The 24,730-nt window shown below is 57.8% G+C and carries 30 protein-coding genes and 2 tRNA genes; 15 read left to right on the top strand and 17 right to left on the bottom strand.

Annotated elements, in window-relative coordinates:
• Positions 1-33 precede the first annotated feature (33 nt).
• Positions 34-183: a hypothetical protein gene (locus CRP02_RS17245; protein ID WP_003512607.1), complete on the top strand. Its 150-nt coding sequence runs from the start codon at positions 34-36 to the stop codon at positions 181-183.
• A gap of 229 nt (positions 184-412) precedes the next feature.
• Positions 413-1,093 carry a hypothetical protein gene (locus CRP02_RS17240; RefSeq protein WP_097102278.1) on the top strand — a complete coding sequence of 227 codons (681 nt, stop codon included), beginning with the start codon at positions 413-415 and terminating at the stop codon, positions 1,091-1,093.
• Positions 1,094-1,189: 96 nt separating this feature from the next.
• On the opposite strand, the gene CRP02_RS17235 is transcribed toward CRP02_RS17240, so the two are convergent.
• Positions 1,190-1,726: a DUF1269 domain-containing protein gene (locus tag CRP02_RS17235; protein ID WP_097102276.1), complete on the bottom strand. Its 537-nt coding sequence runs from the start codon at positions 1,724-1,726 to the stop codon at positions 1,190-1,192.
• A 219-nt stretch (positions 1,727-1,945) separates the two neighbouring features.
• Here CRP02_RS17235 and CRP02_RS17230 point away from each other — a divergent pair.
• The 3 genes from CRP02_RS17230 (at position 1,946) to CRP02_RS17220 (ending at position 2,795) form a co-directional block, all read left to right on the top strand.
• A tRNA-Pro gene (locus tag CRP02_RS17230) sits at positions 1,946-2,022 on the top strand.
• Between the two features lie 138 nt (positions 2,023-2,160).
• Complete coding sequence (locus CRP02_RS17225; RefSeq protein WP_003512603.1) at positions 2,161-2,421, top strand: hypothetical protein; 261 nt, start codon at positions 2,161-2,163, stop codon at positions 2,419-2,421.
• Between the two features lie 170 nt (positions 2,422-2,591).
• Positions 2,592-2,795 (top strand): hypothetical protein, encoded by a 204-nt coding sequence (locus tag CRP02_RS17220; protein ID WP_013635930.1) that lies wholly within the window; start codon positions 2,592-2,594, stop codon positions 2,793-2,795.
• Positions 2,796-2,854: 59 nt separating this feature from the next.
• On the opposite strand, the gene CRP02_RS17215 is transcribed toward CRP02_RS17220, so the two are convergent.
• From CRP02_RS17215 to CRP02_RS17185, 7 genes are all read right to left on the bottom strand, one after another.
• Complete coding sequence (locus CRP02_RS17215) at positions 2,855-3,352, bottom strand: ferritin (protein ID WP_003512602.1); 498 nt, start codon at positions 3,350-3,352, stop codon at positions 2,855-2,857.
• Between the two features lie 116 nt (positions 3,353-3,468).
• The gene (locus CRP02_RS17210; RefSeq protein ID WP_097102272.1) at positions 3,469-3,924 is read right to left on the bottom strand and encodes a pseudoazurin; all 456 of its coding nucleotides are present in this window, start codon (positions 3,922-3,924) and stop codon (positions 3,469-3,471) included.
• Positions 3,921-4,742 (bottom strand): ABC transporter ATP-binding protein, encoded by an 822-nt coding sequence (locus CRP02_RS17205; RefSeq protein WP_097102270.1) that lies wholly within the window; start codon positions 4,740-4,742, stop codon positions 3,921-3,923. The genes CRP02_RS17210 and CRP02_RS17205 overlap by 4 nt, the downstream gene beginning before the upstream one ends.
• Positions 4,739-5,791, bottom strand: coding sequence for a FecCD family ABC transporter permease (locus CRP02_RS17200; RefSeq protein ID WP_097103271.1), 1,053 nt, complete (start codon positions 5,789-5,791; stop codon positions 4,739-4,741). The genes CRP02_RS17205 and CRP02_RS17200 overlap by 4 nt, the downstream gene beginning before the upstream one ends.
• Before the next feature lie 120 nt (positions 5,792-5,911).
• The gene (locus tag CRP02_RS17195; RefSeq protein WP_097102268.1) at positions 5,912-7,006 is read right to left on the bottom strand and encodes an ABC transporter substrate-binding protein; all 1,095 of its coding nucleotides are present in this window, start codon (positions 7,004-7,006) and stop codon (positions 5,912-5,914) included.
• Positions 7,007-7,309: 303 nt separating this feature from the next.
• Positions 7,310-7,864, bottom strand: coding sequence for a dual specificity protein phosphatase family protein (locus tag CRP02_RS17190; protein WP_179784054.1), 555 nt, complete (start codon positions 7,862-7,864; stop codon positions 7,310-7,312).
• Between the two features lie 138 nt (positions 7,865-8,002).
• Positions 8,003-8,590 carry a YqaA family protein gene (locus CRP02_RS17185; protein ID WP_003512594.1) on the bottom strand — a complete coding sequence of 196 codons (588 nt, stop codon included), beginning with the start codon at positions 8,588-8,590 and terminating at the stop codon, positions 8,003-8,005.
• 515 nt (positions 8,591-9,105) lie between these two features.
• Here CRP02_RS17185 and CRP02_RS17180 point away from each other — a divergent pair.
• On the top strand, positions 9,106-9,750 hold the full coding sequence (locus CRP02_RS17180) for an exopolysaccharide biosynthesis protein (protein ID WP_003512591.1): 645 nt from the start codon (positions 9,106-9,108) through the stop codon (positions 9,748-9,750).
• Between the two features lie 3 nt (positions 9,751-9,753).
• Here CRP02_RS17180 and CRP02_RS17175 read toward each other — a convergent pair whose 3' ends face one another.
• A complete protein-coding gene (locus tag CRP02_RS17175; protein WP_013635921.1) occupies positions 9,754-10,032 on the bottom strand; it encodes a hypothetical protein in 279 nt (92 codons plus the stop codon).
• 176 nt (positions 10,033-10,208) lie between these two features.
• Here CRP02_RS17175 and CRP02_RS17170 point away from each other — a divergent pair.
• Positions 10,209-10,283, top strand: a tRNA-Asn gene (locus tag CRP02_RS17170).
• Between the two features lie 94 nt (positions 10,284-10,377).
• Here the strand turns inward: CRP02_RS17170 and CRP02_RS17165 are convergent.
• Positions 10,378-10,770, bottom strand: coding sequence for a DUF2934 domain-containing protein (locus CRP02_RS17165; protein ID WP_097171807.1), 393 nt, complete (start codon positions 10,768-10,770; stop codon positions 10,378-10,380).
• A 169-nt stretch (positions 10,771-10,939) separates the two neighbouring features.
• Between CRP02_RS17165 and CRP02_RS17160 the strand changes: the two genes are divergently transcribed.
• Positions 10,940-11,179: a hypothetical protein gene (locus tag CRP02_RS17160; RefSeq protein WP_013635919.1), complete on the top strand. Its 240-nt coding sequence runs from the start codon at positions 10,940-10,942 to the stop codon at positions 11,177-11,179.
• A gap of 68 nt (positions 11,180-11,247) precedes the next feature.
• Here the strand turns inward: CRP02_RS17160 and CRP02_RS17155 are convergent, their stop codons facing one another.
• From CRP02_RS17155 to CRP02_RS17145, 3 genes are all read right to left on the bottom strand, one after another.
• Complete coding sequence (locus CRP02_RS17155; RefSeq protein ID WP_025593218.1) at positions 11,248-11,691, bottom strand: TIGR02594 family protein; 444 nt, start codon at positions 11,689-11,691, stop codon at positions 11,248-11,250.
• A 113-nt stretch (positions 11,692-11,804) separates the two neighbouring features.
• Positions 11,805-12,362, bottom strand: coding sequence for a methylated-DNA--[protein]-cysteine S-methyltransferase (locus CRP02_RS17150; RefSeq protein ID WP_097172824.1), 558 nt, complete (start codon positions 12,360-12,362; stop codon positions 11,805-11,807).
• 131 nt (positions 12,363-12,493) lie between these two features.
• On the bottom strand, positions 12,494-12,781 hold the full coding sequence (locus CRP02_RS17145; RefSeq protein ID WP_174002329.1) for a DUF982 domain-containing protein: 288 nt from the start codon (positions 12,779-12,781) through the stop codon (positions 12,494-12,496).
• A 189-nt stretch (positions 12,782-12,970) separates the two neighbouring features.
• On the opposite strand from CRP02_RS17145, the gene CRP02_RS17140 reads away from it, so the two are divergent.
• The 4 genes from CRP02_RS17140 to sseA all read left to right on the top strand — a co-directional run bounded on the left by CRP02_RS17140 (position 12,971) and on the right by sseA (position 17,758).
• The gene (locus tag CRP02_RS17140) at positions 12,971-14,410 is read left to right on the top strand and encodes a cryptochrome/photolyase family protein (protein WP_097171806.1); all 1,440 of its coding nucleotides are present in this window, start codon (positions 12,971-12,973) and stop codon (positions 14,408-14,410) included.
• 122 nt (positions 14,411-14,532) lie between these two features.
• The gene (locus CRP02_RS17135; protein ID WP_003512558.1) at positions 14,533-15,570 is read left to right on the top strand and encodes a cysteine synthase A; all 1,038 of its coding nucleotides are present in this window, start codon (positions 14,533-14,535) and stop codon (positions 15,568-15,570) included.
• Between the two features lie 12 nt (positions 15,571-15,582).
• Positions 15,583-16,320 carry an alanyl-tRNA editing protein gene (locus CRP02_RS17130; protein WP_097102255.1) on the top strand — a complete coding sequence of 246 codons (738 nt, stop codon included), beginning with the start codon at positions 15,583-15,585 and terminating at the stop codon, positions 16,318-16,320.
• 16 nt (positions 16,321-16,336) lie between these two features.
• Positions 16,337-17,758, top strand: coding sequence for a 3-mercaptopyruvate sulfurtransferase (gene sseA, locus CRP02_RS17125; RefSeq protein WP_097171805.1), 1,422 nt, complete (start codon positions 16,337-16,339; stop codon positions 17,756-17,758).
• 240 nt (positions 17,759-17,998) lie between these two features.
• Here sseA and CRP02_RS17115 read toward each other — a convergent pair whose 3' ends face one another.
• Both CRP02_RS17115 and CRP02_RS17110 read right to left on the bottom strand, forming a co-directional pair.
• Positions 17,999-18,643: a dihydrofolate reductase family protein gene (locus tag CRP02_RS17115; RefSeq protein ID WP_097171804.1), complete on the bottom strand. Its 645-nt coding sequence runs from the start codon at positions 18,641-18,643 to the stop codon at positions 17,999-18,001.
• 54 nt (positions 18,644-18,697) lie between these two features.
• Positions 18,698-19,582: a DUF4344 domain-containing metallopeptidase gene (locus tag CRP02_RS17110; protein ID WP_097171803.1), complete on the bottom strand. Its 885-nt coding sequence runs from the start codon at positions 19,580-19,582 to the stop codon at positions 18,698-18,700.
• A gap of 162 nt (positions 19,583-19,744) precedes the next feature.
• Here CRP02_RS17110 and CRP02_RS17105 point away from each other — a divergent pair, with 162 nt between their 5' ends.
• The 3 genes from CRP02_RS17105 (at position 19,745) to CRP02_RS17095 (ending at position 22,849) form a co-directional block, all read left to right on the top strand.
• Positions 19,745-20,212, top strand: coding sequence for a DUF1203 domain-containing protein (locus CRP02_RS17105; RefSeq protein WP_097171802.1), 468 nt, complete (start codon positions 19,745-19,747; stop codon positions 20,210-20,212).
• 98 nt (positions 20,213-20,310) lie between these two features.
• On the top strand, positions 20,311-20,646 hold the full coding sequence (locus CRP02_RS17100) for a PilZ domain-containing protein (RefSeq protein WP_097171801.1): 336 nt from the start codon (positions 20,311-20,313) through the stop codon (positions 20,644-20,646).
• Positions 20,647-20,860: 214 nt separating this feature from the next.
• Positions 20,861-22,849 (top strand): bifunctional 2',3'-cyclic-nucleotide 2'-phosphodiesterase/3'-nucleotidase, encoded by a 1,989-nt coding sequence (locus CRP02_RS17095; protein WP_097171800.1) that lies wholly within the window; start codon positions 20,861-20,863, stop codon positions 22,847-22,849.
• 45 nt (positions 22,850-22,894) lie between these two features.
• On the opposite strand, the gene CRP02_RS17090 is transcribed toward CRP02_RS17095, so the two are convergent.
• Both CRP02_RS17090 and CRP02_RS17085 read right to left on the bottom strand, forming a co-directional pair.
• Positions 22,895-23,446, bottom strand: a complete 552-nt coding sequence (locus tag CRP02_RS17090; protein WP_097171799.1) for a DUF2087 domain-containing protein — start codon at positions 23,444-23,446, stop codon at positions 22,895-22,897.
• Between the two features lie 200 nt (positions 23,447-23,646).
• Positions 23,647-24,615: a LysR family transcriptional regulator gene (locus CRP02_RS17085; protein WP_097171798.1), complete on the bottom strand. Its 969-nt coding sequence runs from the start codon at positions 24,613-24,615 to the stop codon at positions 23,647-23,649.
• Between the last annotated feature and the right edge of the window lie 115 nt (positions 24,616-24,730).

The following is a 24,730-nucleotide window of genomic DNA, read 5'->3' as shown; positions in this document are numbered from 1 at the left end:
CGCGATCATGATTGTCAAACGGGGAGACATCCTATGACGCAGACCAACAATCTCTATTTTATCATTGGCGCACTCCTGGTGGTTCTTGTCGGCCTTGGAGCCTATGTCTGGCACGAGGAAAGCAAACCGAAGGGGATCGAGATGAATATCGGCCCGAACGGTGTTTCCGTGCAGGAAAACTGAGCACTTCCAGTAAAACTGCGTAGCGGTTTCATGACTGAAACCAAGGCATTGAGCGCGTCCAACGCTTCCGTTCATTAGAGACGCACCATATGTCCGCAAGCGTCGCGCAAAGTTCGGCTATTAGACCGGGTGCATCCCAAGCTTGAGACGGCTGGGGATGCACCCGGTCTTCTTATGAGAGGAGACGAAAGGCGGGATCGAGAATCTTCGCCGAGCCGGTTCGGTATGCATGACGTGTATCGGCCTGATCATGGAAACAGTGAGCGCAATGGTCTCCTCCGTCGACCTGTCCACACGCATCAATGCCACCAAACTCGCACTCAAGGCCATCAAGGAGCAGGAGGACAATTCCGCTTCGACCTCCTCGCCACGAACTGCGATCCTCGACTCCTACGGGATCGACACCTCGCCCTCCTCCACTAATACGCGGCTGACACAGCTTCTGGCGCAATATGCGCAAGTTTCCGGCACTGCCGCGGAGACCGACGACACAAGCACGCAGGCGCCCTCCGGCGACATTACACGGGCCAGTTTCATGACAAGCCTGAAGGCGACGCTGGAAGAACTCTCCAAGGACCCGAGCAAGGCTACGCAAGCCAAGGCAATGCTGGAAGCGCTGGCCGCTGGAACGCTGACCGTCTCCGATCCGACCGAAGGCGCAAAGATAAAAGCCTGGGACGTGGAGGCCGACAAGACAACCACCTCAAAACCGGCAACCGAGATCACCACGACCGGCTGGAGCGATTTTCTGAAGGACCACCTCAAGCGCGACGGTTCCGCTTATGCCAAGACCACCGGTGGCGCCTATGTCGACAGTATTTCCGGCGACAACGCATTTTTTGGCAATGTCGGCAGTCGCTATTATTATCTGACCTGGCCGCAGGCGAAAACCGGAACGCTGACGGTTTAAGCCAACGTTTCCGGCAAGGGTCGAAGGGAGCGCCGCCGCCCTTTTATCGATCTGCTGCGACATAAATCATGCCGCAGCATCTTCTCCCTGCCGCGTTCAGACGGCAGGTGCTGCGGCTTGTTTCGTTCCGCCGGAAAGCGCCTTTTGCAGTTGCGCTTCCTGCTCAGGCGAAAGCGAGGTTTTGATGACCCGCCCACGAAGACCTTCCAGTTCCGCCATCACCTTTTCCGGCTGCACCTTGCGGATCAGCACGAACAACGCCGAAGAGCTATTCGGGATGGTTTCACCCAGAGATTTGATGAAATCGTCGTCGATGCCGTAATCCGTCAGCGACCCCGCAAGCGCACCCGTTCCCGCACCGATCGCGCCGCCGATCGCAAATCCCGCGAGCGGATTGAGGAACAGCAGGCCAACGAGGCCGCCCCAGAGACCACCGGAGAGAAAACCGGAGCTTGCACCGATCGCCGTCAGATTGACGCTCTGTTTCAGGTGCACCTTGCCGTTTTCATCGCGAACGACGACGACGGCATCTTCCAGATCGACCAGATATTCCTTTTTCATTCCAGCAAGTTTCAGAAGGACCCGGTCGGCCTCTTCCGTTCCGTCAAAACCGACAACGACGAGTTCGGACATGTTTCATCTCCCTGAATTTCAGTTTCGCTTAGATTGGAACGCCAAAGAACACGGCAGGTTCCCGCCATGATGGAAGGATGATGTGTCACGCGTTTGACGGGCAACATCGTCGGGAAGAAAGTCCCCTGCCCACCGTCCACAGCCTTTGTTCCTTTTTTCAAGAAAAGGCTATTTTCCGCTTGCGCCCTAACAGGCTTATATATAAACGGCTTTCAGGTTCGGAGCGTAGCGCAGCCCGGTAGCGCACTTGACTGGGGGTCAAGGGGTCGTGGGTTCGAATCCCGCCGCTCCGACCATTAAAAACAGATAGATAGCCAGTTCCCCCAGAGCTGGCTATAATTTTTTCAGCCACATTCTCGCCGGCGCCATGCGCGAATTGACAAGATGCGGTGTGGGTGTGCGTTTATCCAAGCCTGAGAACGAGGTGTGCTGTGATGGTCAAAAAAACAAAAATTGAACACTCGGAATTCTCAGGCGAATTTGAAGACGACGGTATCACGGTTCTGGTTGATATCTACCGGCCGGCTGGCACCCAACAGGATTGGACGCTCGAGGTTATCAGCGAGCACGATGATGTCACCACCTGGGAAGAACCTTTTACGACAGACAAGGACGCCTGGGAAGAATTCCTGGCCACCTGTGAGAAAGATGGAATTCGCAGCTTCCTGGACGGCGAAGATCCATCCGTTCATTGACGCTTGACACTGCGGTGCGAGGCCGTGGCGGGCGCGAGTGCATTCAACGATAATTCCTGAAATATACCCTTATTGCAAAGCCTGTGACCGTCCAGAGACGGCACGCATTTGCCTTGTTGACTCTCCGCTAAAATTAGAACATTTAGTGAACAAACGAGAGGTCAACCGATATGCCCGATGCGGAAAAAATCACCCCTGTACGGCCTGACGACATAGCTGGATATGTCATCCAGTGTCATGATGGCGATGCGAAGGCGGCTGTTGAAACGCTGCTGGGCGAAATCGAACATTTGCAGGAACAGCTTTCCCTTGCGGTTGCCATCATGGGAAAAGGCTATACGCGTGGATGGACGCCGGATTTGGGAAGTGACTGAACCAGCCACAAGCTGCGTTTGATGCAGCTTGTGGAATATCAATGAATGCTGCGCAGCCTTCAGGCCTTTTCAGCCAGTTCGCCGATTTCGCGGTCAATCAGATAAAGCGCATTGGGACCGTCACCGATCAGCTCGATCTTGCCCATTATCGTGCGGCACAGGCTGTCCTCTTCATGCTGTTCGTTCACGAACCATTGCAGAAAGGATGTGGTCGCATGGTCTTTTTCAGACCGCGCGAGATCAACCGCCGCGTTGATGGCGGCGGTGACACGCGATTCGTGTTGCGCGACAATTGCAAACAACCCCTTGATATCGTTTGCGGTGACCTGTGGGGCAGGCAGCTCGGTGAAAATAACTGGAGCTCCGAGATCGTTCAGAAAGCTGAAGATGCGGTGCATATGCTCCAGCTCTTCGGCAGCATGGCCAAGCAGAAACTTGTAGCAACCATCGAGATTGCGCTCAGCCGCCCAGGCGGCCGCCTGAAGATAGGCGTGGTGGGCGCGCAATTCGCCGTTGAGCAGATCGTTCAATGTCGTTTCGACTAGTTTATTTGCCATTGGTTTATCCTTGTTATGGTGATTGCAGCCAATTTTTTCGTGCGGGCTGCTTCACACACCCGGCGAGCGAGATTCGAGGGATCGAGCGTCCCATCTGGTCGAGCATGTAGACAGCGTCATTGCGCCGGCGTTACCTGTGCCAGAGCCGCGTCCAGCCTTTCGCCCTTCATGACCAGTTTGGGGCGCAGCTTCTCCGCCTTTTGCCTGACCGCTTCCAGATTGACGGGCTTGCCGACCTGGATCACGCCGATCATCGCCATCATCAGATGCGGCGGGCAATAATAGAGATAGACGCCTTCCTTCTCGACGGTGACGGTGAAGGCCTCATCGAGCTTGCCTTTCCAGGGCGTTACGCCTTCCGGAACGGCATAGGACTGCACGTAATGGCTGGAATTTTGCGGCACGAAGGTAATGGTGTCGCCGGGCTCTGCCTTCACAAAGGAAGGCTCGAACACCATGCTGCCGTCCGTGCCGTAATTGAGCATCAGCACCTTGTGTTCGGCAGCAAAGGACGGCGCGACAGAAAAGGTTACGGCCAAAGCCGCGGCAAACGTCATCAAAAATCGTTTCATGCAATTATTCCTTCAAGGGTTTTGAAATGTTCGGGCAGCGGGTCGCCAGCCGGCTGGATGACGGGATTGCCGCGCCTGTCCCGCAAAACTTCCACCGTCACCCCGTAGGTCTCGGAAATGAGTTTCGGCGTGACGATATCTCCCGGCGCGCCGGTCGCCTTCAATGCGCCACCGGAAATCACCAGCAGGTTGTCGGCATATTGGCAGGCGAGGTTGAGATCATGCAGCACGACGAGCGTTACCCAGCCATTGGCGCGGGTTTCCTGCCGCACCAGATCGAGAAGCGCCACCTGATGTTTGAGGTCCAGCGCGCTGACCGGCTCGTCCAGCAGCATCGCCTGCGGCTCGCGCATCAGAACCTGCGCGAAAAGCGCCATCTGCCGCTGCCCGCCGCTGAGCGAGGCAATCTCCCTGCCCGCCAGATGCGCTATGCCCGCCTGATGCAGGCGTGTCATGGCCAGGTCGAGCGTCTCGTCGTCAATATGCAGCGACAGACGCCCGAACCGGCCGAGTGCCACCACCTCCAGTACGCTGAGCGCAATATCGGCCGTGGTGTCTTGCGGCATGTAGGCAAAGCCGTCGCGCCACTGCCTTATATACCGCCCCGCCCTCTCCCCGGCCCGAAGGCGGCGGTCGCCGAGGCTGATCGAACCGGCAGCAAGTGGCAGATCGCCGAAGATCGCTCTCAGAAGGGTCGTCTTGCCCGTTCCGTTGGGGCCGATGACGGCATGAATATGCCCCGCCTCCAGACGTGCCGACAGGCCTTTCACTACAGTCTGTCCGCCGCGCTCGGCGGAAATCGAATCGAGAACCATCATCGGCCGCGCCTCTTCGGAGCGAAAATCAGCCACATCAGAAACGGTACGCCGACAATGGCCGTGACGATGCCAACCGGGAACAGCGCACCGGGAACGATCGATTTGGAGAGGATCGAGGCAGCCGACAGCATCAGCGCGCCGCTCAGCACCGACATGGGCAGGAAGAAGCGCTGATCCTCGCCCACCGTCATGCGGGCGATATGCGGCGCGACCAGCCCGATGAAACCGATGACGCCGACGAAGCTGGTGGCCGTCGCGGTCATGATGGCGACGATGACGAGAACCTTCATGCGCAGCCAGCGGACATTGATGCCGAGGCTTGCCGCCCGCATCTCCCCCATTCTGAGCGCGGTCAGCTTCCAGCAATCCGCCATCAACAGGGCGCAGCAGAGGGCGGTCACGGCAGCGGTCAGGCCAAGCGTCGGCCATGTTGCCTTGGTCAGGCTGCCGAACAGCCAGAAAAGGATCTGCTGGGACAGCTCCGGCGAGGACAGGAACTGGATGAGCGACAGCAGCGACTGAAACAGGAAGAGAAGCGCAATGCCGCCGAGAATGATGGTTTCGGTCGTCATCTGCCGCATGGAGGCCAGCATGAAGAGAAAAAGTGCTGCGAGCATGGAAAAGACAAACGCGCCCAGCGGAACGGCAATCATGGCATCCAGCCCGAGACCGCCAAGCGCCAGTACCAGCGCCGCACCGAAACCGGCGGCTGCGGCCATACCGAGCGTATAGGGGCTCGCCATGGGATTATTGAGCAGGGTCTGCATTTGCGCGCCACCTGCCCCGAGTGCCGCACCGACGGCAAGCGCCATCAGCGCCATGGGCAGGCGAAGGCCGCGCACGATGGAATCGGTCATGGCGGCCCGTTCGCCAAGGCCGGTCAGCGACTTCACCACTTCGGCGGGCGACAGCAGCGAAGGACCAGTGGCGATATCGAGAACAAGGCTCACCGCCATCAATACGAAGAAGATAGAGACGACACGCCAGCGACGGCGCTCGCGCAGCCGGTGCGCACCGATGGCCTCGGCGTTGCGGGCAGCAATTGTCATGAAAACCTGCCTGAAAGGACTGTCTTGAAAAGCGGACGCCGCAACGGCGGCGTTCGCGAGATTTCGCCACTGTGGCGGCGAAGAAAGCATGGTTCTGCGCCGCCGCAGGCAAGCGCGATATCAATCCTTGACGGCGATGGCGAAAGTGCCTTGAGGCGTTACCGGAAGGTACTTCTTGTAATAGCCGAGATAGTTGGCGATCGGATCGACATCCTTGAACTGCTCGGGATATAGCTGCTTTGCGATGTACTGAACCATGGCGAAATCGGAGAGCGTGCGCGACGCACCCTGATAGACGCCGAACAGCTGGCCGTTCTTGATGGCGGGCAATTCGCTCCAGCCCTGACGGGCCTCAAATGCCTTGAGTTTCTCGCCTGCGTCTGCCGCCTTCACCGCCTGTCCCATGGGCAGCGCTGCCGGGTTCTTGTTGTTTTCGCGACCGGAAATGAAGATGGCGTCAGGCTTGGACGCCAGAACCTGTTCTGGATTGATCGGTCCCCACCATTCGACGAAGGGAGCGGCAATGTTGTCGCCGCCAGCCGCCGTGGACATGGCGCCCCACATGTTCTTGCCGTAGGTGAAAGAATATTCGGCCGGACCCTTGTTGCCGAACTCGACATAGACCTTCGGTTTCGGCTTTCCGGACCTGGCGACCCGGTCAGCGACCTCTTTCAGCGAACCGGCATAGAAGTCGGCAATTTCCTTGCCACGCTTCTCCTGGCCGGTCAGGTCGCCAAAAAGCCGGGTCGAGGCGACGTGCCGCTCGACCGTCTGGGCGTTGTAGTCGACGACGACGACGGGAATGCCTTCTTCTTCCAGACGATCGGCATCGAGACCAAGCGCTTTGTATTGCCAGTCTGCCAGAATCACCAGATCGGGATTGAGGCTCAACACTTTTTCGACCGAGAAAGTCTGCGCTTCCACTTCACCGACATCGGCAATGTCGGCAAGTGAGGCGCGATGCGCGAGATGCATTTTCCAGTTGGCGGGTACCCAGCCTTCCCAGGCTTCGCGAGAAATGCCGACGACGGAATCATAGGCTTTCTCGCCGCCGACCGCCATGTAGTCCTCGAAGTAGAAACCGAGAACAACACGCTTTGCTGGAAGGTCAACCTTCACCTCGCGTCCGATGACATCTGTGATGGTCTTTTGTTCAGCCATTACATGAGGGGCGGTAAAGAGAATAGACAAGAGCGATGCGGCAAGGCCGCTCATAAATGATTTTGGGGTCATGATGCGATCCAGAAGTTGAAACAACGTCGCTCTATAAAAGATGATTAAAGGAGTCAACTTAATTGTTGGATCGCATAAGTTACTAATATATAGACAAAAAATGTAATTTCCGACGAACCTTGAGAGGGAGAAATCCGGTCGCCTGATGAAAGACAGGCTGCGTCGTTGAGAACTCAACAGTTAGGAAACCACGCGTTTGCGCCCGTCCGGACCGTTGCGCGATCACAACGGAACTCAACATGCCGCTTCGATTTGCAATTTTGCGGACGCTACGCCCGACCGTTTTCAAAACTCGTTTGAAGCAATTGTGAAGTCGTCCGCGATGGACATGTGTTCGACATTTTCCCAGGTCTGGTCCATGGCATAGGTCTCAGACAGATAGGGGATGCCGATATGGCCGTAGCGGACGGAAAGCTGGCTCTCAGCCGCCTTTTCACCGAGATACGCGACGCGGCCGAGATAAAGCGCGGTGGCAAGGCCCGTCCTGTCCGCACCGGACTTGCAATGGATGAGGATGGGCTTCGGCGCATCACGCATGATCGCGACCAACTGGTTCACCTTGGTCATGTCGAGTTCGTGGCGGGCTGACATGCCAAAATTGATATGGGTCAACCCAAGCTCGCGCGAGGTTTTGATCTCATCCTTGTACCAGTCCTCGGATTCATTCTCTCCGCGCAGATTGATGACCGTCTTGATGCCATGGTCCCTGGCATAGCGGACCAGCTGCTCACTGCTTGGCTGGTTGGAGCGGTAAAGCTGCCCTGCCACCACCTCGTGAAAGTTGCCGAGAAGCTGGATGGCGAGGAGATAACCGCCTGCGGCAAGCACAGCAATACCCATACCCCCCAAGGAGCACTTCCATAATCTTCGCATAATAAATCGGTTCTCTCATTGGACGAGACAACCGATACAGCTGGATTCTGACAGTAGGCTGAAAGTTATGCGACAGTATTGTAAGAGTAGAAAAACTGCGTTTCGTCAGCGCACGAAAACGTAGACCGCATAGATGGCGATGAGCGCTGCGGCCACTGCGGCGGCAATAACACCAAGGCGTTTTTCGATGAAGTGGCGCACCGGTTCACCGTATCTTTGCAGCAACCCGGCGAGGATGAAAAAGCGTGCGCCGCGCGTGACGACAGCCGAGAGAATGAACAGGCCGAGGCTGATATTGGCCGCACCAGAGAGGATGGTGACGACCTTTATCGGCGGCAGATGCGCAAAGCCCGATGTCACCAGCAGGAGAATGATGGTCTCATAATTCACCGAATTCTTGAGCTGCTCGAAGCTGTCCAGCTTGCCGTAAAATTCCAGAATTGGCCGCGCGATGCTCTCGAAAGCGTAGTGACCGAGGAACCAGCCGGCGATGCCACCGAGAACGGAAGCGACCGTTGCGACGAGCGCATAAAACATCGCCTTTTTTGGCTTTGCCAGCACCATGGGCAGGAAAAGCACATCCGCCGGCACGACGAAGACGGAGCTTTCGACGAAGGCCACGATCGCCAGCCACCACACGGCACTTTTGCGCGCGGCAAGCGCCATCGTCCAGGCATAGATGTTTTTCAGCATTTCATGTCCTCGGGGAAGATCGTTTTAGACCGACGGCAAGGCGGGAGCCAAGGCATCTCAGTGGCGGTTTGTCAGCGGCGGACGGTCTGACTATCGACCGCCGACAAATCAGGATTAGAGACAACGCAAGAGAATGGCAAATGTTGGAAGATTTATTTTTGCATTGCGGCAAATGAGAAAAACAAACAATTCCAGACCGCAGCGGCGAATGGTTGCTGCGATGCGAAATTTCATCCTCAGGTAGATAAACCGGCCTTTTTGCGGTAGAATAAGGTGTGGCGGAAAGAGGAGGAAGTTATCATGGACTATGTAAGCTTCATTACGTCGATCAATCCGGTCATACTGGTCATCCTGCTGATTGTTCTTCTCGCAGGTGCCTATAGCAGCTGGGTTTCCCACTGACAAAGGCGGGCAGCAGCACCGGTCCGAAAAGACGCTGATTTTCCATCGGCGGTAGGCATTCGGCAGGATGAATGGTATCAAACCCGGAGTTAAAGCAACTTCCGGGAAGCCTGATGTCGAACGAATTCGCATTCACTGATACGTCTGAAAAGCTCAGCACCACGCTCGAAAAGCTGATTGGGAAACTACAAGGTCAGACGATCACATTGCGCGAGCTGATGGAGGCAATCGGCGAACAGGGCCTGTTGCTCATCTGTGCCATAGCCTCCCTGCCCTTCCTCATTCCGGTCTCCATTCCCGGCGTCAGCACCGTGTTTGGCGCAGCGATCATTCTCGTCAGTCTGGCCATAACCCTCAACCGTCTGCCATGGCTGCCGGCCAGGATTCTCGACCGGCAGATGGAAACGGCAAAGCTGGTGCCGGCATTGCAGAAAGGCGTCGCCATTGTCTCCAGGCTCGATCGCTTCATTCGCCCGCGCCTTCCGGCGCTGACGGCGGGCATCGTCGCCAATAGAGTAAACGGACTTGCGCTGATGACCGCTGGCGTGTTGCTGATGATGCCGCTCGGCTTCATTCCCTTCTCCAACACCCTGCCGGGCGTCGCCATCCTGCTTTTTTCGGCGGGTATGATCCAGAGGGACGGCGTGACCGTGCTTGGCGGGTATCTGTTTCTCATCCTGACGGCGATTTATTTCGCAGCACTCGCCTATGCCGCCTTCTGGGCCGGACAGGGCCTCAGCAGCTCGATGGGCGGCTGAGCCTTATTGTCCACCTCTATTGCGGGTGTTGCGACCATTGCGTCGCGATGCCCACCAGACTGCCAGCCGCCGCCGCCTGCGGCGAACCGCCGGCAAATCGTGGGAAAGCACGATAAGACCAAGCGGGACCATCCAAAAACCGAGGATGGGCAAAAACCCAAGCGTTCCGCCCACCACCAGCGCCGAGCCGGTGGCGATCCTGCCGACGCGCGAACGCGGCATGGCAACGCTCCATTTTCCGAGATTGAGACGACCCGTTCTGTGGTCCATTCCAAATTTCATTCCATACTGCCCTTTAACATCTGGCCTGTGGATAATTTTTTCACCGTCGATAAGCCCGGAAAATCGGGACTCCGGCGAGATAAAACAAGATGAATGCGTTTTTTTTGAAAAAAGCGCTTGGCAAATCGGAAAAGCATTTGTATTACCCCGCTCACACCGCGCCAAGCAGCGCACGTTCCCTGGTAGCTCAGCGGTAGAGCATTCGACTGTTAATCGACAGGTCGCCGGTTCGAATCCGGCCCGGGGAGCCATTTTTTTTTCCAAAACATGGCATGATGAGCGAGATGCCGCAGCATTCGCTCTATATCGATCTTGGCATATGCGCGTAGCTGGGCGCTATTGACCTCAGGTCTTCTTCGCCACACGCTTCGTCGCAGTAGACGCGTTGGTGAGTGCCGGCGGGTCGCTTGCCGGGAAACTTTCCTCAAGGCTTTCGGTCAGGTCGTCGTCTTTTCGGCGGGTCTCAGCTTTTTGCTCTTTCTGAAGAGATTTTACCGCTGGTGATTTGGCATTTTTTGCCAACGCCTTATCCGCAGTCACCTTCTTCTGCACCAAGGACTTGGCGGCAGCGGGTTTTTTCGCGCCATTTTTGCCGTTGGTCTTTCCGGTTTCTTTGCTTGCCGAGACCTCCCGTTCCGCCTCCATCCAGTGGCGTTCGTGATGTCCCTCCGGTCTGCCTTCCCTCTCCCATATTGCGCGGGCTTTTTCGCGGATTGCTGCTTCGCGATCATGGTTCATAACGTCCTCCTCTTTGCGTCGCATCGGCTTTGACTGTGCCGAATGAAAAACAGAAATGGCCGGAAATTGTTCCGTGTCCCGAGATTGCGGATGCTCATTTCCCCGAAAAAAGGGAACCCTACTCACTGCAGGATCGTTTGCCCCGCACGAACCCGCAGGAGGACCATCCATGAGCGATCCGAAACAGAAGAAAAACGAACCTCTCGATATCAAAGACGAGGATTTGCCGCGTTTTGAAACCGACAGCGAACTCAAATCGAAAGAAAGTGAGATTTATCCCGATGAATCCATAAGCCTGCGCGCACGCCGGCAGGCGGCTCGGCAACACGAGGATGCCTTCATCGTCGCTACAGACCTTGAGGACGATGACCAGCGCGATGCGGCGCCCGGCACAAGGGAACAGCCATAGAGGCCTTAAAACGCATAAGGCGGGCCACAGCCCGCCTTTATAAGGATCGTACTAAGTTGGTCCGGTCTTCAGCGACGCACGGAAACGATGGCCTTGCGGTTGAAGTTCGACACCTGCACCCGACCGGACTGATTGCCGCCGAGAATTTGCGCTGTCTTGCCGCTCATGCTCTTCAATATTCCGGCGTGATAACCGCGACCGTTGCGAATGACGACAACATCGCCCGGTTTGGCGGCGGCGACGGGAACGGCATAACCGAATGACGTCCAGGATTTTGCAAATCCGTAGGATTTGGGAGATGCGCGCCCGGCCTTGCTCGCAACGGCATGCAGGAACAGGCCACACCACGGGGTGCTGCGGGGATTTGCGCCAAGAATATTCTTCAGGCTTTTATTGTTTTTGGATTCATGCAGCCCGGTGTATTTTTCAGCCTGGTTCAGCATGCCCGCCGAAGCGGGCGCAACGACTGTAAAAGCCAAGGCAGCGGATAGAATTAACGCGGATACTCTCAAACGTCTCGCCCTTATGTTAGAGGGCGTCCGTGTATTGTGACAATTTAGCGACAATTTGACGAGAAAAGGGCAGAAATCAGACCGCTATTCATGCGGACTGATCTGCCATTGCTTTAAAACAGGCTACCCTGTGCATCGTCAGCACGGCTGCGGCCGGCATTTTCGAGATCCAGCATGCGCAATTTGGTGTTCGTTCCGCCCGGCGCGGAAAATCCACCCAGCCGGCCGCCGGCCGCCAGAACACGATGGCAGGGAATGATCAGCGGCACGGGATTTTTCGCCATGGCCTGCCCAACGTCGCGGGCCTTTTCCATGGAGAGGCCCAGCGTTTTTACGATACCGCCATAGGTCGTCGTGCGACCCCAGCCGATATGCCGTGCCACCTCATAGACATCGAGAAAGAACCGCTCCTGCCCGGCAAGGTCGAGTTCCACGGGCGTAAAATCAATCTCTTCACCATCGAAATAGCGGGCAACCATCGCAATCACCTCACGGGCCCGTGTGTCGGGTACAGCAATGGAAGACGACGGCAGGCGTTTCTGGATAAGTTTCTCGGTTTCACCGGCATCTGCGCTGGGCAATTGCAGACGGGCGATACCGCGCTCTGCCCATGCGAGGCCGCAATGGCCGAGAGCTGTCGGGAAAACAATATAGCCGTAGTGGTTGGTCATTGCCGTATTCATCCGCTTTGCACGCGCACGATGCCATATCCTGCGTTCGACACAACCCGTTTCTGGCGGCGGATAAAACAAGGCCACCCGGCTTTACGGGTGGCCTTTCACATCTCAATCCGGGAACGCTGTCAGGATGCGAGTTTACCCTGATCTTCCACCTTGTTTCCGGCCTCCACAAGGCATTGCGCCTGCCGGCTTGCGGTAACAAATGCGGCGCGCGCAATCTCTCCCGCCACGTCCCCCATCAGCGAGGCGCGGCACAGACGCAGGGCCTGCTCATGCGCCTTGTCACCGCGTTGTGGCCATTCGTGCTGGAGAAAATCGAAGGCCTCGTAAACGCCGTTGAAAATCCGGGGAGCACCGTTTTCCAAGGATATGGTAACAGGCTTTTCCCACTTAACGTCTTTCAGCAACATTGATTGTACTTCCATGCTCTATTAACCAGCGACAAACGCCGGCTCCTCCAGTTGGTTCCCTTCACTTTCGGTTTCAAGGTCGAAAAAATAGCCCTCTAAAAACCATGTGCCTCCAGCTTTCCATCCTACGCGATTTGAGGAACAAAGCGTTTCAACACTCGTTCAAGCGGAAGTGAACCGGATCCCTTCATGCCAACAAATTCCTCTCCTGTTATCGTCTGGTTCCGCAAGGACTTGCGCCTTGCGGACAATCTTGCCCTACTCGCAGCGGTGGAGCATGGCGGCCCCGTCATACCGCTCTATATCCGTGAGGCGTCCTGCGGCCCGCTGGGCGGCGCGCAGAAATGGTGGCTTCACCATTCGCTTGCCTCTCTTTCCGCGGCGCTGGAAAAATGCGGCAGCCGTCTACTTCTCAGGAGCGGCAACGCAGAGGAGACGCTGCGCCGGCTGATAGCAGAAACCGGCGCGGATGCAGTCCTCTGGAACCGTCGCTATGAGCCGACCGGCATGGCAACGGACAAGGCACTAAAAGAGGCGCTTGGGGACGACGGACTGACAGTTCGCAGCTTTGCCGGACACCTGCTGCATGAACCATCCCGGGTGCAGACCAAATCCGGCGGTCCTTACCGGGTCTACACGCCCTTCTGGCGGGCGCTGGAGGGCGGCGAGGAGCCACATGCGCCGGCGGATGCACCCCAGAGCCTGAAGGCACCTGAGACATGGCCAAAATCGGAGAAACTCGAGGATTGGAAGCTTCTGCCGGTCAAACCAGACTGGGCCAGAGATTTCAGCGAGATATGGACATCAGGTGAAAATGCCGCTCGGGAAAAACTCGATGATTTCATCGATGGTGCCTTGAAGGGTTATGAGGAAGGCCGCGATTTTCCGGCGAAGGACGCTACCTCGTTTCTTGCGCCGCATCTGGCGCTCGGCGAAATATCGCCCGCCGCCGTGTGGCATGCGACGAAGGGGCTCTCACGCCATATCGCGTCCAACGATATCAGCCGTTTCCGCAAGGAACTCGTCTGGCGGGAATTCTGCTACCATCTGCTGTTCCACTTCCCCGCGCTGGACGAGAAAAACTGGAACGACAGTTTCGACGCCTTCGGCTGGCGGGACGATGACACATCCTTCAACGCCTGGACGCGTGGCATGACGGGTTATCCGATCGTGGATGCCGGCATGCGGCAATTGTGGAAACATGGCACCATGCACAACCGGGTGCGCATGATCGTGGCATCCTTCCTCATCAAACATCTACTCATCGACTGGCGCAAAGGCGAGAAGTGGTTCCGCGATACGCTTGTTGATGCCGATCCGGCCTCCAACGCCGCCAACTGGCAGTGGGTGGCGGGTTCGGGCGCGGACGCCTCGCCGTTCTTCCGCATTTTCAACCCCATATTGCAGGGGGAGAAATTCGATGCCGAGGGAGACTACGTGCGCCGCTTCGTGCCGGAGCTTGAAAAGCTCGAGCGAAAATACATCCACAAGCCGTTTGAAGCACCGAAAGAGGTGCTTAAAAAGGCGGGTATCGAGCTCGGCAAGACCTATCCGCTGCCGATCGTCGACCATGGGAAGGCACGGGAAAGAGCACTTGCGGCCTATGCCGCAGTGAAGAACAACGCATAAAATTGGGTATCGGCAAAATTTTGCGTGGCGAAGCCTGAGGCGGGAAGATAATTTCTTGCCTTGAGGCGGTTGTAACGGGACATAACGGCACCTAATTTCCGCTCAGACAAGAAGGCTCAATCATGACCATTCATCCCTCTGCGCTCAGTGCTATCGGCAATACGCCGCTTATCCGTCTGAAAGCTGCCTCTGAAGCGACGGGGTGTGAAATCCTCGGCAAGGCGGAGTTTCTCAATCCCGGCCAATCGGTGAAGGATCGCGCCGCGCTCTACATCATCCGCGATGCGGAACGGCGCGGACAGCTGCGGCCGGGTGGCACCATCGTGGAAGGCACGGCAGGCAATACCGGCATCGGCCTGTCGCTGGTGGCCAATGCGCTCGGCTACAAGACTGTCATCGTCATTCCCGAGACGCAGAGTCAGGAAAAGAAGGATGCGCTGAAGCTTCTCGGCGCAAAGCTGGTGGAGGTTCCGGCGGCACCCTATTCCAACCCGAACAATTACGTGAAGGTTTCCGGCCGCCTGGCAAAACAGCTGGCCGCGACGGATGAAAACGGCGCGATCTGGGCCAACCAGTTCGACAATATCGCCAACCGCCAGGCCCATATCGAGACAACCGCACCGGAAATATGGGACCAGACGGACGGCAAGGTCGATGGTTTCATTTGCTCCGTCGGTTCCGGCGGAACGCTTGCGGGCGTGGCCGATGGCCTGCGCGATTTCAATCCCGACATCAAGATCGGCCTTGCCGATCCTGAGGGGGCCGCCCTCTACGAATTTTACAAGCATGGCGTCCTGAAGTCGGAAGGCTCCTCTATCACCGAAGGCATCGGACAGGGGCGCATCACCGCCAATCTGGAAGGCTTCGCGCCGGATTTCTCCTATCGTATTTCGGATGCGGAAGCCCTGCCGGTGCTGTTCGATCTGGTCACGAAAGAGGGTCTTTGCCTCGGTGGCTCCTCCGGCATCAACATTGCCGGCGCAATCCGCCTTGCCCGCGAGCTTGGTCCGGGGCATACAATCGTGACGATACTTTGCGACTACGGTAATCGTTATCAGTCGAAGCTGTTCAATCCGGATTTCCTGCGCTCCAAGGGGCTTCCGGTTCCGCAGTGGCTGGCGACGAAAAGCGAGATTGCGGTTCCGTACGAAACCGTTTGAGGACATGCCGAAATGCCTGTGAATGCCCTGTTCCGTGACGATTTTTATCTTTCCACCGCAGAAGCGATCGTCACGGCGGTGCATGAGGATGGCGGCATCGAACTCGACCAGACCTGCTTTTACGCCACGTCCGGCGGCCAGCCGGGCGACAGCGGCTTTCTCGAGCGGGCCGATGGGTCGCGCATCGAACTCGGCATCACCAAAAATGGCTCCGACAAGAGCGTGATCATCCATGTGCCGCTGGAAGGTCAGCCTTCCCCCGAGGTCGGTGAAAAACTGACCCTGCATGTAGACTGGCCGCGCCGCTACAAGCTGATGCGGATGCACACGGCCTGCCATCTGCTATCCGTCGTCTGCCAGTGGCCGATCACCGGTGCTGCCGTCGGCGAAGACGAATCGCGCGTCGATTTCGACATGTCGGAAACCATCGACAAGGATGAAGTCACGGCAAAGCTGATGGAACTGGTCAAAGCCAACCATCCCGTTTTCCTGCAGTGGATTACCGACGAAGAACTTCAGGCCAATCCGGGCATCGTCAAATCCAAGAATGTGCGCCCGCCAATCGGTCTTGGCCGGGTCAGCCTTGTCTGCATCGGCGAAAACTCTACCATCGACAGCCAGCCCTGCGGCGGCACCCATGTTTCCGAAACGCAGGAAGTGGGCGATATTCACATTGCCAAGATAGAAAAGAAGGGCAAGGAGAACAGGCGGTTCCGCATTCGTTTCGGCACGCCTGAAGCTGCTGCCTGAAATCAGGAGAGACATCGTGAGCACGGATAAGAGCCGTTTCGTCGTTTCGGCGGACTGGGTAGAAAAGCAGCTCGGCACGGCCGGGTTTCGTCTCGTTGATGCCTCGTGGTATCTGCCGGCGCATAAACGCAACGGTGCGGAAGAATTTGCGGCGGGTCACCTGCCCGGTGCCGTGTTCTTCGATCAGGACAAGATTGCCGATCATGCAACCGGATTGCCGCATTCCCTGCCCTCGCCGGAGTTCTTCGCGGAACAGGCGGGCGAGCTTGGCCTCAGCGACACCGATACGATCGTGGTCTATGACGGCCCCGGTTTCTTTTCCGCACCGCGCGTGTGGTGGATGCTGCGGGTGATGGGCGTGCGCAAGGCCTACGTGCTGGATGGCGGTCTTGACGGCTGGAAGCGCGAAGGCCGGCCGCTAGAAACCGGCACGCCGGAAATCGAGCCTGCCACCTTCACACCCGATTTCAACGAAAAGCGCGTGACCTCGCTTTCAACCATGCGCGGCATCGTTGACAGTGGCGAAAAGCAGATTGCCGATGCCCGCGGCGCGGGACGTTTCACCGGCGACGAGGCCGAGCCGCGTGCCGGCATGCGTTCTGGCCATATGCCTGGCGCTCGCAGCCTGCCCGCCACCGCATTTTCCGAGAACGGCCACTTCAAGGACCTCACCGCCATCCGCAAGATGATGGCGGATGCCGGTATCGATCTTGGCAAGCCTGTGGTGACGAGCTGCGGCTCGGGCGTTACCGCCGCCGTCATTACGCTGGCGCTGGAATCGCTCGGCCATCAGGATAATTCGCTCTATGACGGTTCCTGGTCGGAATGGGGTGGACTGGAAGACACGCCTGTTGTCACCGGCCCTGCCGAACCTCTTCCCGTGGTGTCGCATGGGCCGTTGAAGGCGCATGTCACGCAGCTGGAAATGACGGCGCCGCCCAAGGTCAGCCTTGCTATCCCCGTCAACATCCAGACGGCACTGATGCGGGTCACCGATATTCCCCTGCACTTTTACCGCTACATGTACTGGCGGGTGGGAAAACGTTGGCACTGGCAGAAACGCATGCGCATGAGCGATGCGGAACTGTCCGCCGTCCTCAAGGACCCGAAGAACAGCGTTACCGTCCTTTACATGAACGGTGCACCCGCCGGTTTCTTCGAGCTGAACAAGGCAAGCGACGAGGTGACCGAGCTTTCCTATTTCGGGCTTCTCGAAGAGGCGATCGGTGCTGGCGTCGGCAAGTGGTTCCTGTTGCAGGCGCTCTACGCCGCCTGGCAGGACAATCCGAAGCGCGTGACGGTGACCACCAACACGCTTGACCATCCGCGCGCGCTGCAACTCTACCAGATGATGGGATTTTCGCCTGTTGGTACCTATGAGGCCTGGGTGGAGCCGCTGTCCGATACCGAGCTTCTGGAAATTTCGCTGCGCAACTGAGTTGCCGGCGATTGGGAGCGACGCACGCCATTCTTCAGTCGCGTGTTGTCCCTTCTCCCTTGTTCTGCTCGTCACAGGAATCTAGCCAGCCCAAGTCCCTGGGCTGGAAGGGTTCTCTTGCCTCGCAGACGCGCGTCGGATGGATTCCTGTGACGAGCACAGGAAGGAGGGCGTGGGGGAAACTGCCAGCGCAGAAAACCGCTGTGCAATGTTGGTGGGGATACCTTTAACGGCGAGCATTCACGCCTTGTCGATCGTCAAGTGGGTAGCGCCCTCGCCTGCCACCGTTGCGGTGCAGCGATAACCAAGCGCAGGCAAATCCAGCCCCTCGAAGAGATTTTCGCCCTTACCGAGAAAGACCGGGGCCAGCGCCAGATGCAGTTCGTCGATCATGCTTTCGGCCATATATTGCCGAATGGTCGCAACGCCGCCGCCGATCCGGACGTCCCTGCCGTTTGCCGCCTCCAACGCCATGTCGAGGGCGGCCTTGATGCCCGTGTTGACGAAATGAAACACGGTGCCGCCCTTCATGGCAAAGGAGGCGCGCGCATGGTGCGTCAGTACGAAAACCGGCACGTGATAAGGCGGCTCTTCCCCCCACCAGCCCTTCCAGTGTTCATCCGGCCAGGCACCGCGGATAGGGCCGAACATGTTGCGGCCCAAGATCCAGGCGCCAATATTTTCGAAACTTTTCTCGGAAAACTGCTCGTCCGTGCCGGTCGAGCCGCCTTGCTTGCCGAACATGCGGTGAAAGGTGCGGGTCTTGAACGCCCATTGATGCAGCATTTCGCCATTCACACCCAGCGGGTTCTGAAGACTTTGATCCGGCCCGGCACCGTATCCGTCAATCGAAATGACGAAATTTCGAACGACAACCTTCGGCATGGCAATATCCTCCCGTTTCAAGAGGACAGGTTGCCGCGCATCCGGTAACTGGCCTCAGATTTCTCTTTCCAGAGTAACGGCCGTCGGGGTATGCCCGCCGGCGGAACCTTTGTCTTCGGTAACGCTGTTGAGGAGATGATCGGCAATCAGCTCCGCCTGGAATTTACCCAGTTCGTAGCAATAGGTGATCTCGCGTTTTTCGGCCGACCAGTAGACATCGGGACGCCCGCAGGACTTCGCCGTCAACTTGACCTCGCCTTTCAAGCCGTAAGCGCCGAAACTGCGGCTGATAAGATCGAGAACCTTCGATTCCTTGACCATGATGGCGTAAGGTTCCAGCTCCGGATCGCGCGGCGGCACGTAGCTCACGGTAAATCTGGATGGCGTCTGCGCGCGGTGGGGCGTCAGAAAATCTTCCCACGCCGATGCGATACGCGGATAGGCGGCGCCACATTTGGCAAATTCGTCATTGGCGAGCCCCATCATGGTGGCAAGATCGCCATAGCCGTCCTTGTCGCGGCCGACCATCAGGCAGGCCATGTTGCGATCGCGGCTCCTGTCGGGAACAAGCGCCGAAAACACCGGTGCTTCGTGCTGGGGCAAAGCCTCCGTCTCGCGCGCCAGATACCAGCTGTCGGTAGCATTGACGAGTGCGGTATCAAGCCATTCCTCGTTGGCCTGAAGGATGAGCGTGCCCGCGAGTTGATCGGCAGGTGCTTGCGCGCTGCCGGTCTCCGGCGCACCGAAATCCGAGATCAGCATGCGTGCACCCTCGTGATAAAGCGAGAAGATCGCATTGCCGATGACGAAATTGACCGCCTGCTGGAGCTGATCGTCGGACAGGCCATTGAGACCGGAGGCGACCTGCGCCTGCGTGTCGATCGGAACCGTCAAAGAAACGAAAGCCAGCGGAACGGCGGCCAGAAAACGACGGAACATAAAATCAGACCTTCCGGGATCGAGGAGCGCCACTGATTCCCGATGCTAACGAGTCACGCAATGGGCTGGTTGCATCACCCGTCAAGAATCGGGTGGATAGAGGTCTGTTTCGGGATCATAGCTGCAAAGAAGCAACGCCGATCCCAACAGAAGGACCTCGCCATGACCGATCTCGTCTTTACAGCAATGCCGGCTAAGGAAGCTGAGGCTTTCCGGGCGGGAGCCGCCGACGCCTATGGTAACCCGCCGGAAAAGGCCGTTTCTCCAGGCGGCATGCCGTGCCGCCATTGCCTTTCCCAGATTAATGAAGGCGAAGGGATGCTGATCCTCGCCTACCGGCCCTTCCCTTTGCTCCAGCCCTATGCGGAAACGGGGCCAATCTTTCTTCACGCTGAGGCCTGTGAGCACTATCCGCAGACGGATGCCCTTCCCCCGATGCTTAACAGCCCCGATTATATCGTTCGCGGCTATGGCACTAACGACCGCATCGTCTACGGCACCGGCGCGGTGACGGCGACGGACGAGATCCTTTCACGCGCAGCGTATCTTCTGGAGCGGGCAGACGTCGCTTATGTGCATGTGCGCTCCGCCCGCAACAATTGCTACCAGTGCCGTATCGACACAGCATAATCGCGCGATTACTTGCAATTTTAAGCAAACGGCTAAACGGCTCTCAAACTTTCTACGTCATGATGCAAGCATCGGAAACAATTGATTTGAGTAGCGAAATGACAAACAACCTCAATATGGCGACCCGCACTGCGACCCGTAGCAAGACCCGGATCTACGCGACCGTGCACTATTTCAGCCATTCGACCCGAGGCCGCGTGGTGGACCTGTCCGCCACCGGCATGGCGCTCGAACTGGACGGGCCTTTCGCTGCCGCCAAGGGAAGCCGGGTGAAGGTGCAGAGTGAAGATCTGGGTTTCATCGAGGGTGTCGTGCAATGGCAGCACATGAACCGGCTCGGCCTGCAACTCAAGCTTTCCACCAACACGCTGGCACAGCTGTCGTCTTATTTCCGCTTCTTCCACGAAGAAGTAAAACCGACTCTCGCCCGCTAAGCAGACGTTTCCAACAAGGGGAATGCGCAGACCGGACATAGCGCATTCCCGAAGCGCGCCATGCGCGCGCGGCCACCTTGTGACAAAAAATTTATCAAACGGTTGAAAACTGGCCCGTCCGTCACGGGCTTGTCATTTTGATGATGGACTCCTCGGGGATTGCTTCTACCTTGTCGTTTTCCTGACAGAGCAAGCTTCATACGAAGGAGTTCCCATGTCGTCGCTTCTCGCTCTCCACCCCATCACTCGCCGTTCGCTTCTGGGTGGCATCGCCGCCTCTTCGGCTCTGGTGCTGTTGCATCCCTTCGCCGCGCGCGCCGCAGCCAACCAGGCGCATCTGCGCATCATGGAAACGACTGACATCCACGTTCACGTCTTTCCCTATGATTATTACGCCGACAAACCGAACGACACGATGGGTCTGGCGCGCACCGCTTCGATCATCGGCGCCATCCGTGCCGAGGCCGGAAACTCGATGCTGGTGGACAATGGCGACTTCCTGCAGGGCAATCCGCTCGGCGATTACATCGCCTATGAGCGCGGCATGAAGGCTGGCGACAAGCATCCCGCCATCAACGCCATGAACGTCCTCGGCTATGATTGTGGCACGCTTGGCAACCACGAATTCAATTACGGCCTCGACTATATGTCCAATACGCTGGCGGGCGCCGGTTTCCCTTATGTCTGCGCCAACCTCACCAAGGGTCAGCTGGCTTCCGATCCCAAGCAGGATGAGCTGTTCTTCAAGCCTTACGTCATCCTCGAGAAACAGATCCGCGATGGTGCAGGCGTAACCAGCCCGGTCAAGGTCGGTATCATCGGTTTCGTGCCGCCGCAGATCATGATGTGGGATTCCAAGAATCTCGAGGGCAAGGCCCAAACGCGCGATATCGTCGAGGCGGCTAAAGCCTGGGTTCCGGTCATGAAGGAAGAGGGTGCCGATATCGTCATCGCCCTTTCCCATTCCGGCATAGATGGCAAGGGCCAGACCGATCGCATGGAAAACGCCTCGCTTTATCTGGCGGGCGTCGAAGGCATTGACGCCATCTTCACCGGCCACCAGCATCTGGTCTTCCCCGGTCCGAAGACATGGGACGGCATCGAGGGTGCGGATGCGGTCAAGGGTACGCTGATGGGCAAGCCGGCCGTGATGGCGGGTTTCTGGGGCTCGCATATGGGCCTCATCGACCTTCTGCTCGAAAAGGACGGCAAGAGCTGGAAGATCGTCGATTTCACCTCCGAGGCCCGGCCGATCTACCACCGCGACGATAATCGCAAGGTCGTTGCAGATGTCACGGACAAGCCGGAGGTCATAGCCGCCGCCAAGGCAGATCACGAAGCGGCGCTCGCCTATGTTCGCCGCCCGGTCGGCAAGACGTCGGCGCCGCTCTATTCCTACTTCGCGCTTGTGGCCGACGATCCATCCGTGCAGATCGTCTCCAATGCCCAGACGTGGTACATCAAGGACATGCTGAAGGAAGGGCAATATAAGGATCTGCCCGTGCTTTCGGCAGCAGCGCCCTTCAAGTCTGGCGGTCGCGGTGGTGCGGATTATTATACCGATGTCCCTGCCGGTGACATCGCCATCAAGAACGTCGCCGATCTCTACCTCTACCCCAACACGGTGCAGGCGGTACTGATCAACGGTGCGCAGGTGAAGAACTGGCTGGAAATGTCCGCCGGCATGTTCAACACGGTCGAGGCCGGCGCAAAGGATGCGCCGCTCCTAAACGCGGATTTCCCGTCCTATAATTTCGACGTCATCGACGGTGTCACCTACCAGATCGACATTTCCAAACCGGCGAAGTTCGACAAGGACGGCAAGGCCGTCAATCCTGACAGCAACCGCATCGTCAACCTGCAATTCGACGGCAAGCCGATCGATCCCGAGCAGAAATTCGTGGTGGCGACCAACAATTACCGGGCAAGTGGCGGCGGAAAATTCCCCGATATCGCCGCCGACAAAGTGATCTTCGTGGCGCCCGATACCAACCGCGACGTGATCGTGCGCTATATCATCGATCAGGGCACCATCAACCCGTCGGCGGATGCCAACTGGTCCTTCGCCCCGGTTGCCAATACGACCGCCATCTTCGAGACTGGCCCGAAGGGTCGTAATTACGCGGCTGACATCAAGGGCGCAAAAATCGAGGATGCGGGCGACGGCGCCGAAGGTTTCGCAAAGTTCCGCCTCGTTCTCTAGAGCTTGCAGCCCTCCCGGCGTTTCATTGGCCGGGAGGGCATTTACTCAATTGCGGCCACTGACGATACGTAACAGCAGTGGCAGTTCCGGCGGTGGCTTCTGCTCGATGCGTTGATAGTCGCTGCCGTCGCGGTTACGGCGGATGAGCCGGAGACCCACCATGTCACGCCGCAGCATCGCGGCATCTCCAAACAGGTGCAGACCATCGAGAAAGCTGCTGAATTCGCGTTCCGAGAAACTGCGACCGGCTGGGATTCTTGCCCACAGATACCAGAGGCACAGTTCCTGCTGGGAGCGGCGGGCCGGCCATTGCACCAATCTACCGGCAGCATCGAAAGTCCGCGCGGTCTTCAGCACCCTGCCCTCATTGGCAGGCATTGTCTCCGGTCGTGTCTGCGGTGGCGGCGAGCCGCTTTCCACGGGTGGCGTGCGCGCGGCACGCAGATGCTGAAAGTTGCGAAACCCGGCAGCCCGGCTCAGGAGATTGAGCATCTCCACATGGCTTGGCTGGCGGTCCAGCCTGCCGATTTGTTCGCGTAGCGATTTGGCAAAGGTGGAGAGGTCGGCGATATCAATGGAAAGGATCGAACGTGGCATGACTTACCCTCAAGTGCCATTCCGAAGAGGTGTCGCTGATCGCCGGCTTCCGACTAGGCACGGGATAAGTGCTGTCAATCTTTCAAAATGCAGGTTTAGCTTCCCTTGCGGGACGGCGATGCCTCGGTGAACTGCTGACCGTGTTTCCTGTATAAGGCAGGCCATTCACCTTCGTCAATTGGTCACTCAGCCAACCCATGTCACTCGGCGGCGACAGAAATAGTCCGCTGTTTGCCTCCGGCAATTATTGTGTTGAAATCCTTCTGGTTCGGGCATGCCGACAGACGCTGCTGAAAGGCCGTGGCAAGCCACTGGCCAGCGGGACCGGCGGGTGAATCGACCCGGCGCAGCGCAAAGATCGGATATTCGCCCTGCTCATAGGCTTCGAGATCAAGTGCCTTCAGGCTACCATTGGTCAGGTCGTTGCGCACGATCGATGCGGGCAGACCGCCCCAGCCGAGACCGCCCTTGATGAGCTGGTATTTCGTGGCGATGTCGCTGACCCGCCATGTCTTGTAGGACAGCACGTTGAAATCACGGCCCTTGGTCAGCCCCGATGCATCGGTGACGACGAGCTGGACCTCCTCGCGGACATCGCCCAGAACCAGCGGCCTCTCGATCTGTGCCAGCGGATGATCGGCGGCGACGACCGGCAGCATGAAGGAATGGCCGACCTTTTCGACGACGAGTTCGTCATCCTGGCGCAGCAGCGCCCCGCCGATGCCAATGCCAGCCTTGCGGGAGAGCACCATATCCATCACCATGCCCAACTCACCCACATTGAGGCTGAGGGTAACGGTGGGAAATTCCTTGCGAAAATCGCGAAGCACCGCAACGACAGCTTCCGCCGGCACCATGGTGCTGATGGCGACAGAAAGCTCGGCCTCCAGCCCCTGCTTCAAACCCTTGGCGCGCGCACGCATTTCCTGCAGACCGGCGACGATGCGCCTTGCATCTTCCAGCATGGCGCGACCCTCGTCCGTCAATCGTGGCTGGCGTACGCCATTGCGCTCGAACAGGCTGACTTCAAGCTGCGCCTCGAGATTGGCGATGGTGTAGCTGACAACAGACTGGGCGCGATTGAGCGCCCGTGACGCGGCAGAGAAACTTCCGGTTTCGGCAACCGTCAAAAACACCTGCAATTGGTCGAGCGTCGGGTTCGCGTCCATGTTCCATCCATTTCATCGATAGGTCGCTTCCACATTATCACAGTTTTCTTGATGGCATCAATTGGTCATATAGGGGGCAAAGGAAGGGCATCGTGCTCTCCCGCCCTCCCAAGGC

It is taken from the genome of Rhizobium sp. AN5, assembly GCF_900215255.1.
Classification (GTDB): Bacteria; Pseudomonadota; Alphaproteobacteria; order Rhizobiales; family Rhizobiaceae; genus Agrobacterium; species Agrobacterium tumefaciens.
The sequence above is the reverse complement of the archived record's forward strand: the minus strand, read 5'-3'. Positions and strand labels throughout refer to the sequence as shown.

Coding starts and splice junctions, on each gene's coding strand:
- CRP02_RS17245 (WP_003512607.1), top strand. CDS start 34: ATGACGCAGACCAACAATCTCTATTTTATCATTGGCGCACTCCTGGTG.
- CRP02_RS17240 (WP_097102278.1), top strand. CDS start 413: ATGACGTGTATCGGCCTGATCATGGAAACAGTGAGCGCAATGGTCTCC.
- CRP02_RS17235 (WP_097102276.1), bottom strand. CDS start 1,726: ATGTCCGAACTCGTCGTTGTCGGTTTTGACGGAACGGAAGAGGCCGAC.
- CRP02_RS17225 (WP_003512603.1), top strand. CDS start 2,161: ATGGTCAAAAAAACAAAAATTGAACACTCGGAATTCTCAGGCGAATTT.
- CRP02_RS17220 (WP_013635930.1), top strand. CDS start 2,592: ATGCCCGATGCGGAAAAAATCACCCCTGTACGGCCTGACGACATAGCT.
- CRP02_RS17215 (WP_003512602.1), bottom strand. CDS start 3,352: ATGGCAAATAAACTAGTCGAAACGACATTGAACGATCTGCTCAACGGC.
- CRP02_RS17210 (WP_097102272.1), bottom strand. CDS start 3,924: ATGAAACGATTTTTGATGACGTTTGCCGCGGCTTTGGCCGTAACCTTT.
- CRP02_RS17205 (WP_097102270.1), bottom strand. CDS start 4,742: ATGATGGTTCTCGATTCGATTTCCGCCGAGCGCGGCGGACAGACTGTA.
- CRP02_RS17200 (WP_097103271.1), bottom strand. CDS start 5,791: ATGACAATTGCTGCCCGCAACGCCGAGGCCATCGGTGCGCACCGGCTG.
- CRP02_RS17195 (WP_097102268.1), bottom strand. CDS start 7,006: ATGAGCGGCCTTGCCGCATCGCTCTTGTCTATTCTCTTTACCGCCCCT.
- CRP02_RS17190 (WP_179784054.1), bottom strand. CDS start 7,864: ATGGGTATTGCTGTGCTTGCCGCAGGCGGTTATCTCCTCGCCATCCAG.
- CRP02_RS17185 (WP_003512594.1), bottom strand. CDS start 8,590: ATGCTGAAAAACATCTATGCCTGGACGATGGCGCTTGCCGCGCGCAAA.
- CRP02_RS17180 (WP_003512591.1), top strand. CDS start 9,106: ATGTCGAACGAATTCGCATTCACTGATACGTCTGAAAAGCTCAGCACC.
- CRP02_RS17175 (WP_013635921.1), bottom strand. CDS start 10,032: ATGAAATTTGGAATGGACCACAGAACGGGTCGTCTCAATCTCGGAAAA.
- CRP02_RS17165 (WP_097171807.1), bottom strand. CDS start 10,770: ATGAACCATGATCGCGAAGCAGCAATCCGCGAAAAAGCCCGCGCAATA.
- CRP02_RS17160 (WP_013635919.1), top strand. CDS start 10,940: ATGAGCGATCCGAAACAGAAGAAAAACGAACCTCTCGATATCAAAGAC.
- CRP02_RS17150 (WP_097172824.1), bottom strand. CDS start 12,362: ATGACCAACCACTACGGCTATATTGTTTTCCCGACAGCTCTCGGCCAT.
- CRP02_RS17145 (WP_174002329.1), bottom strand. CDS start 12,781: ATGTTGCTGAAAGACGTTAAGTGGGAAAAGCCTGTTACCATATCCTTG.
- CRP02_RS17140 (WP_097171806.1), top strand. CDS start 12,971: ATGCCAACAAATTCCTCTCCTGTTATCGTCTGGTTCCGCAAGGACTTG.
- CRP02_RS17135 (WP_003512558.1), top strand. CDS start 14,533: ATGACCATTCATCCCTCTGCGCTCAGTGCTATCGGCAATACGCCGCTT.
- CRP02_RS17130 (WP_097102255.1), top strand. CDS start 15,583: ATGCCTGTGAATGCCCTGTTCCGTGACGATTTTTATCTTTCCACCGCA.
- CRP02_RS17115 (WP_097171804.1), bottom strand. CDS start 18,643: ATGCCGAAGGTTGTCGTTCGAAATTTCGTCATTTCGATTGACGGATAC.
- CRP02_RS17110 (WP_097171803.1), bottom strand. CDS start 19,582: ATGTTCCGTCGTTTTCTGGCCGCCGTTCCGCTGGCTTTCGTTTCTTTG.
- CRP02_RS17105 (WP_097171802.1), top strand. CDS start 19,745: ATGACCGATCTCGTCTTTACAGCAATGCCGGCTAAGGAAGCTGAGGCT.
- CRP02_RS17100 (WP_097171801.1), top strand. CDS start 20,311: ATGACAAACAACCTCAATATGGCGACCCGCACTGCGACCCGTAGCAAG.
- CRP02_RS17095 (WP_097171800.1), top strand. CDS start 20,861: ATGTCGTCGCTTCTCGCTCTCCACCCCATCACTCGCCGTTCGCTTCTG.
- CRP02_RS17090 (WP_097171799.1), bottom strand. CDS start 23,446: ATGCCACGTTCGATCCTTTCCATTGATATCGCCGACCTCTCCACCTTT.
- CRP02_RS17085 (WP_097171798.1), bottom strand. CDS start 24,615: ATGGACGCGAACCCGACGCTCGACCAATTGCAGGTGTTTTTGACGGTT.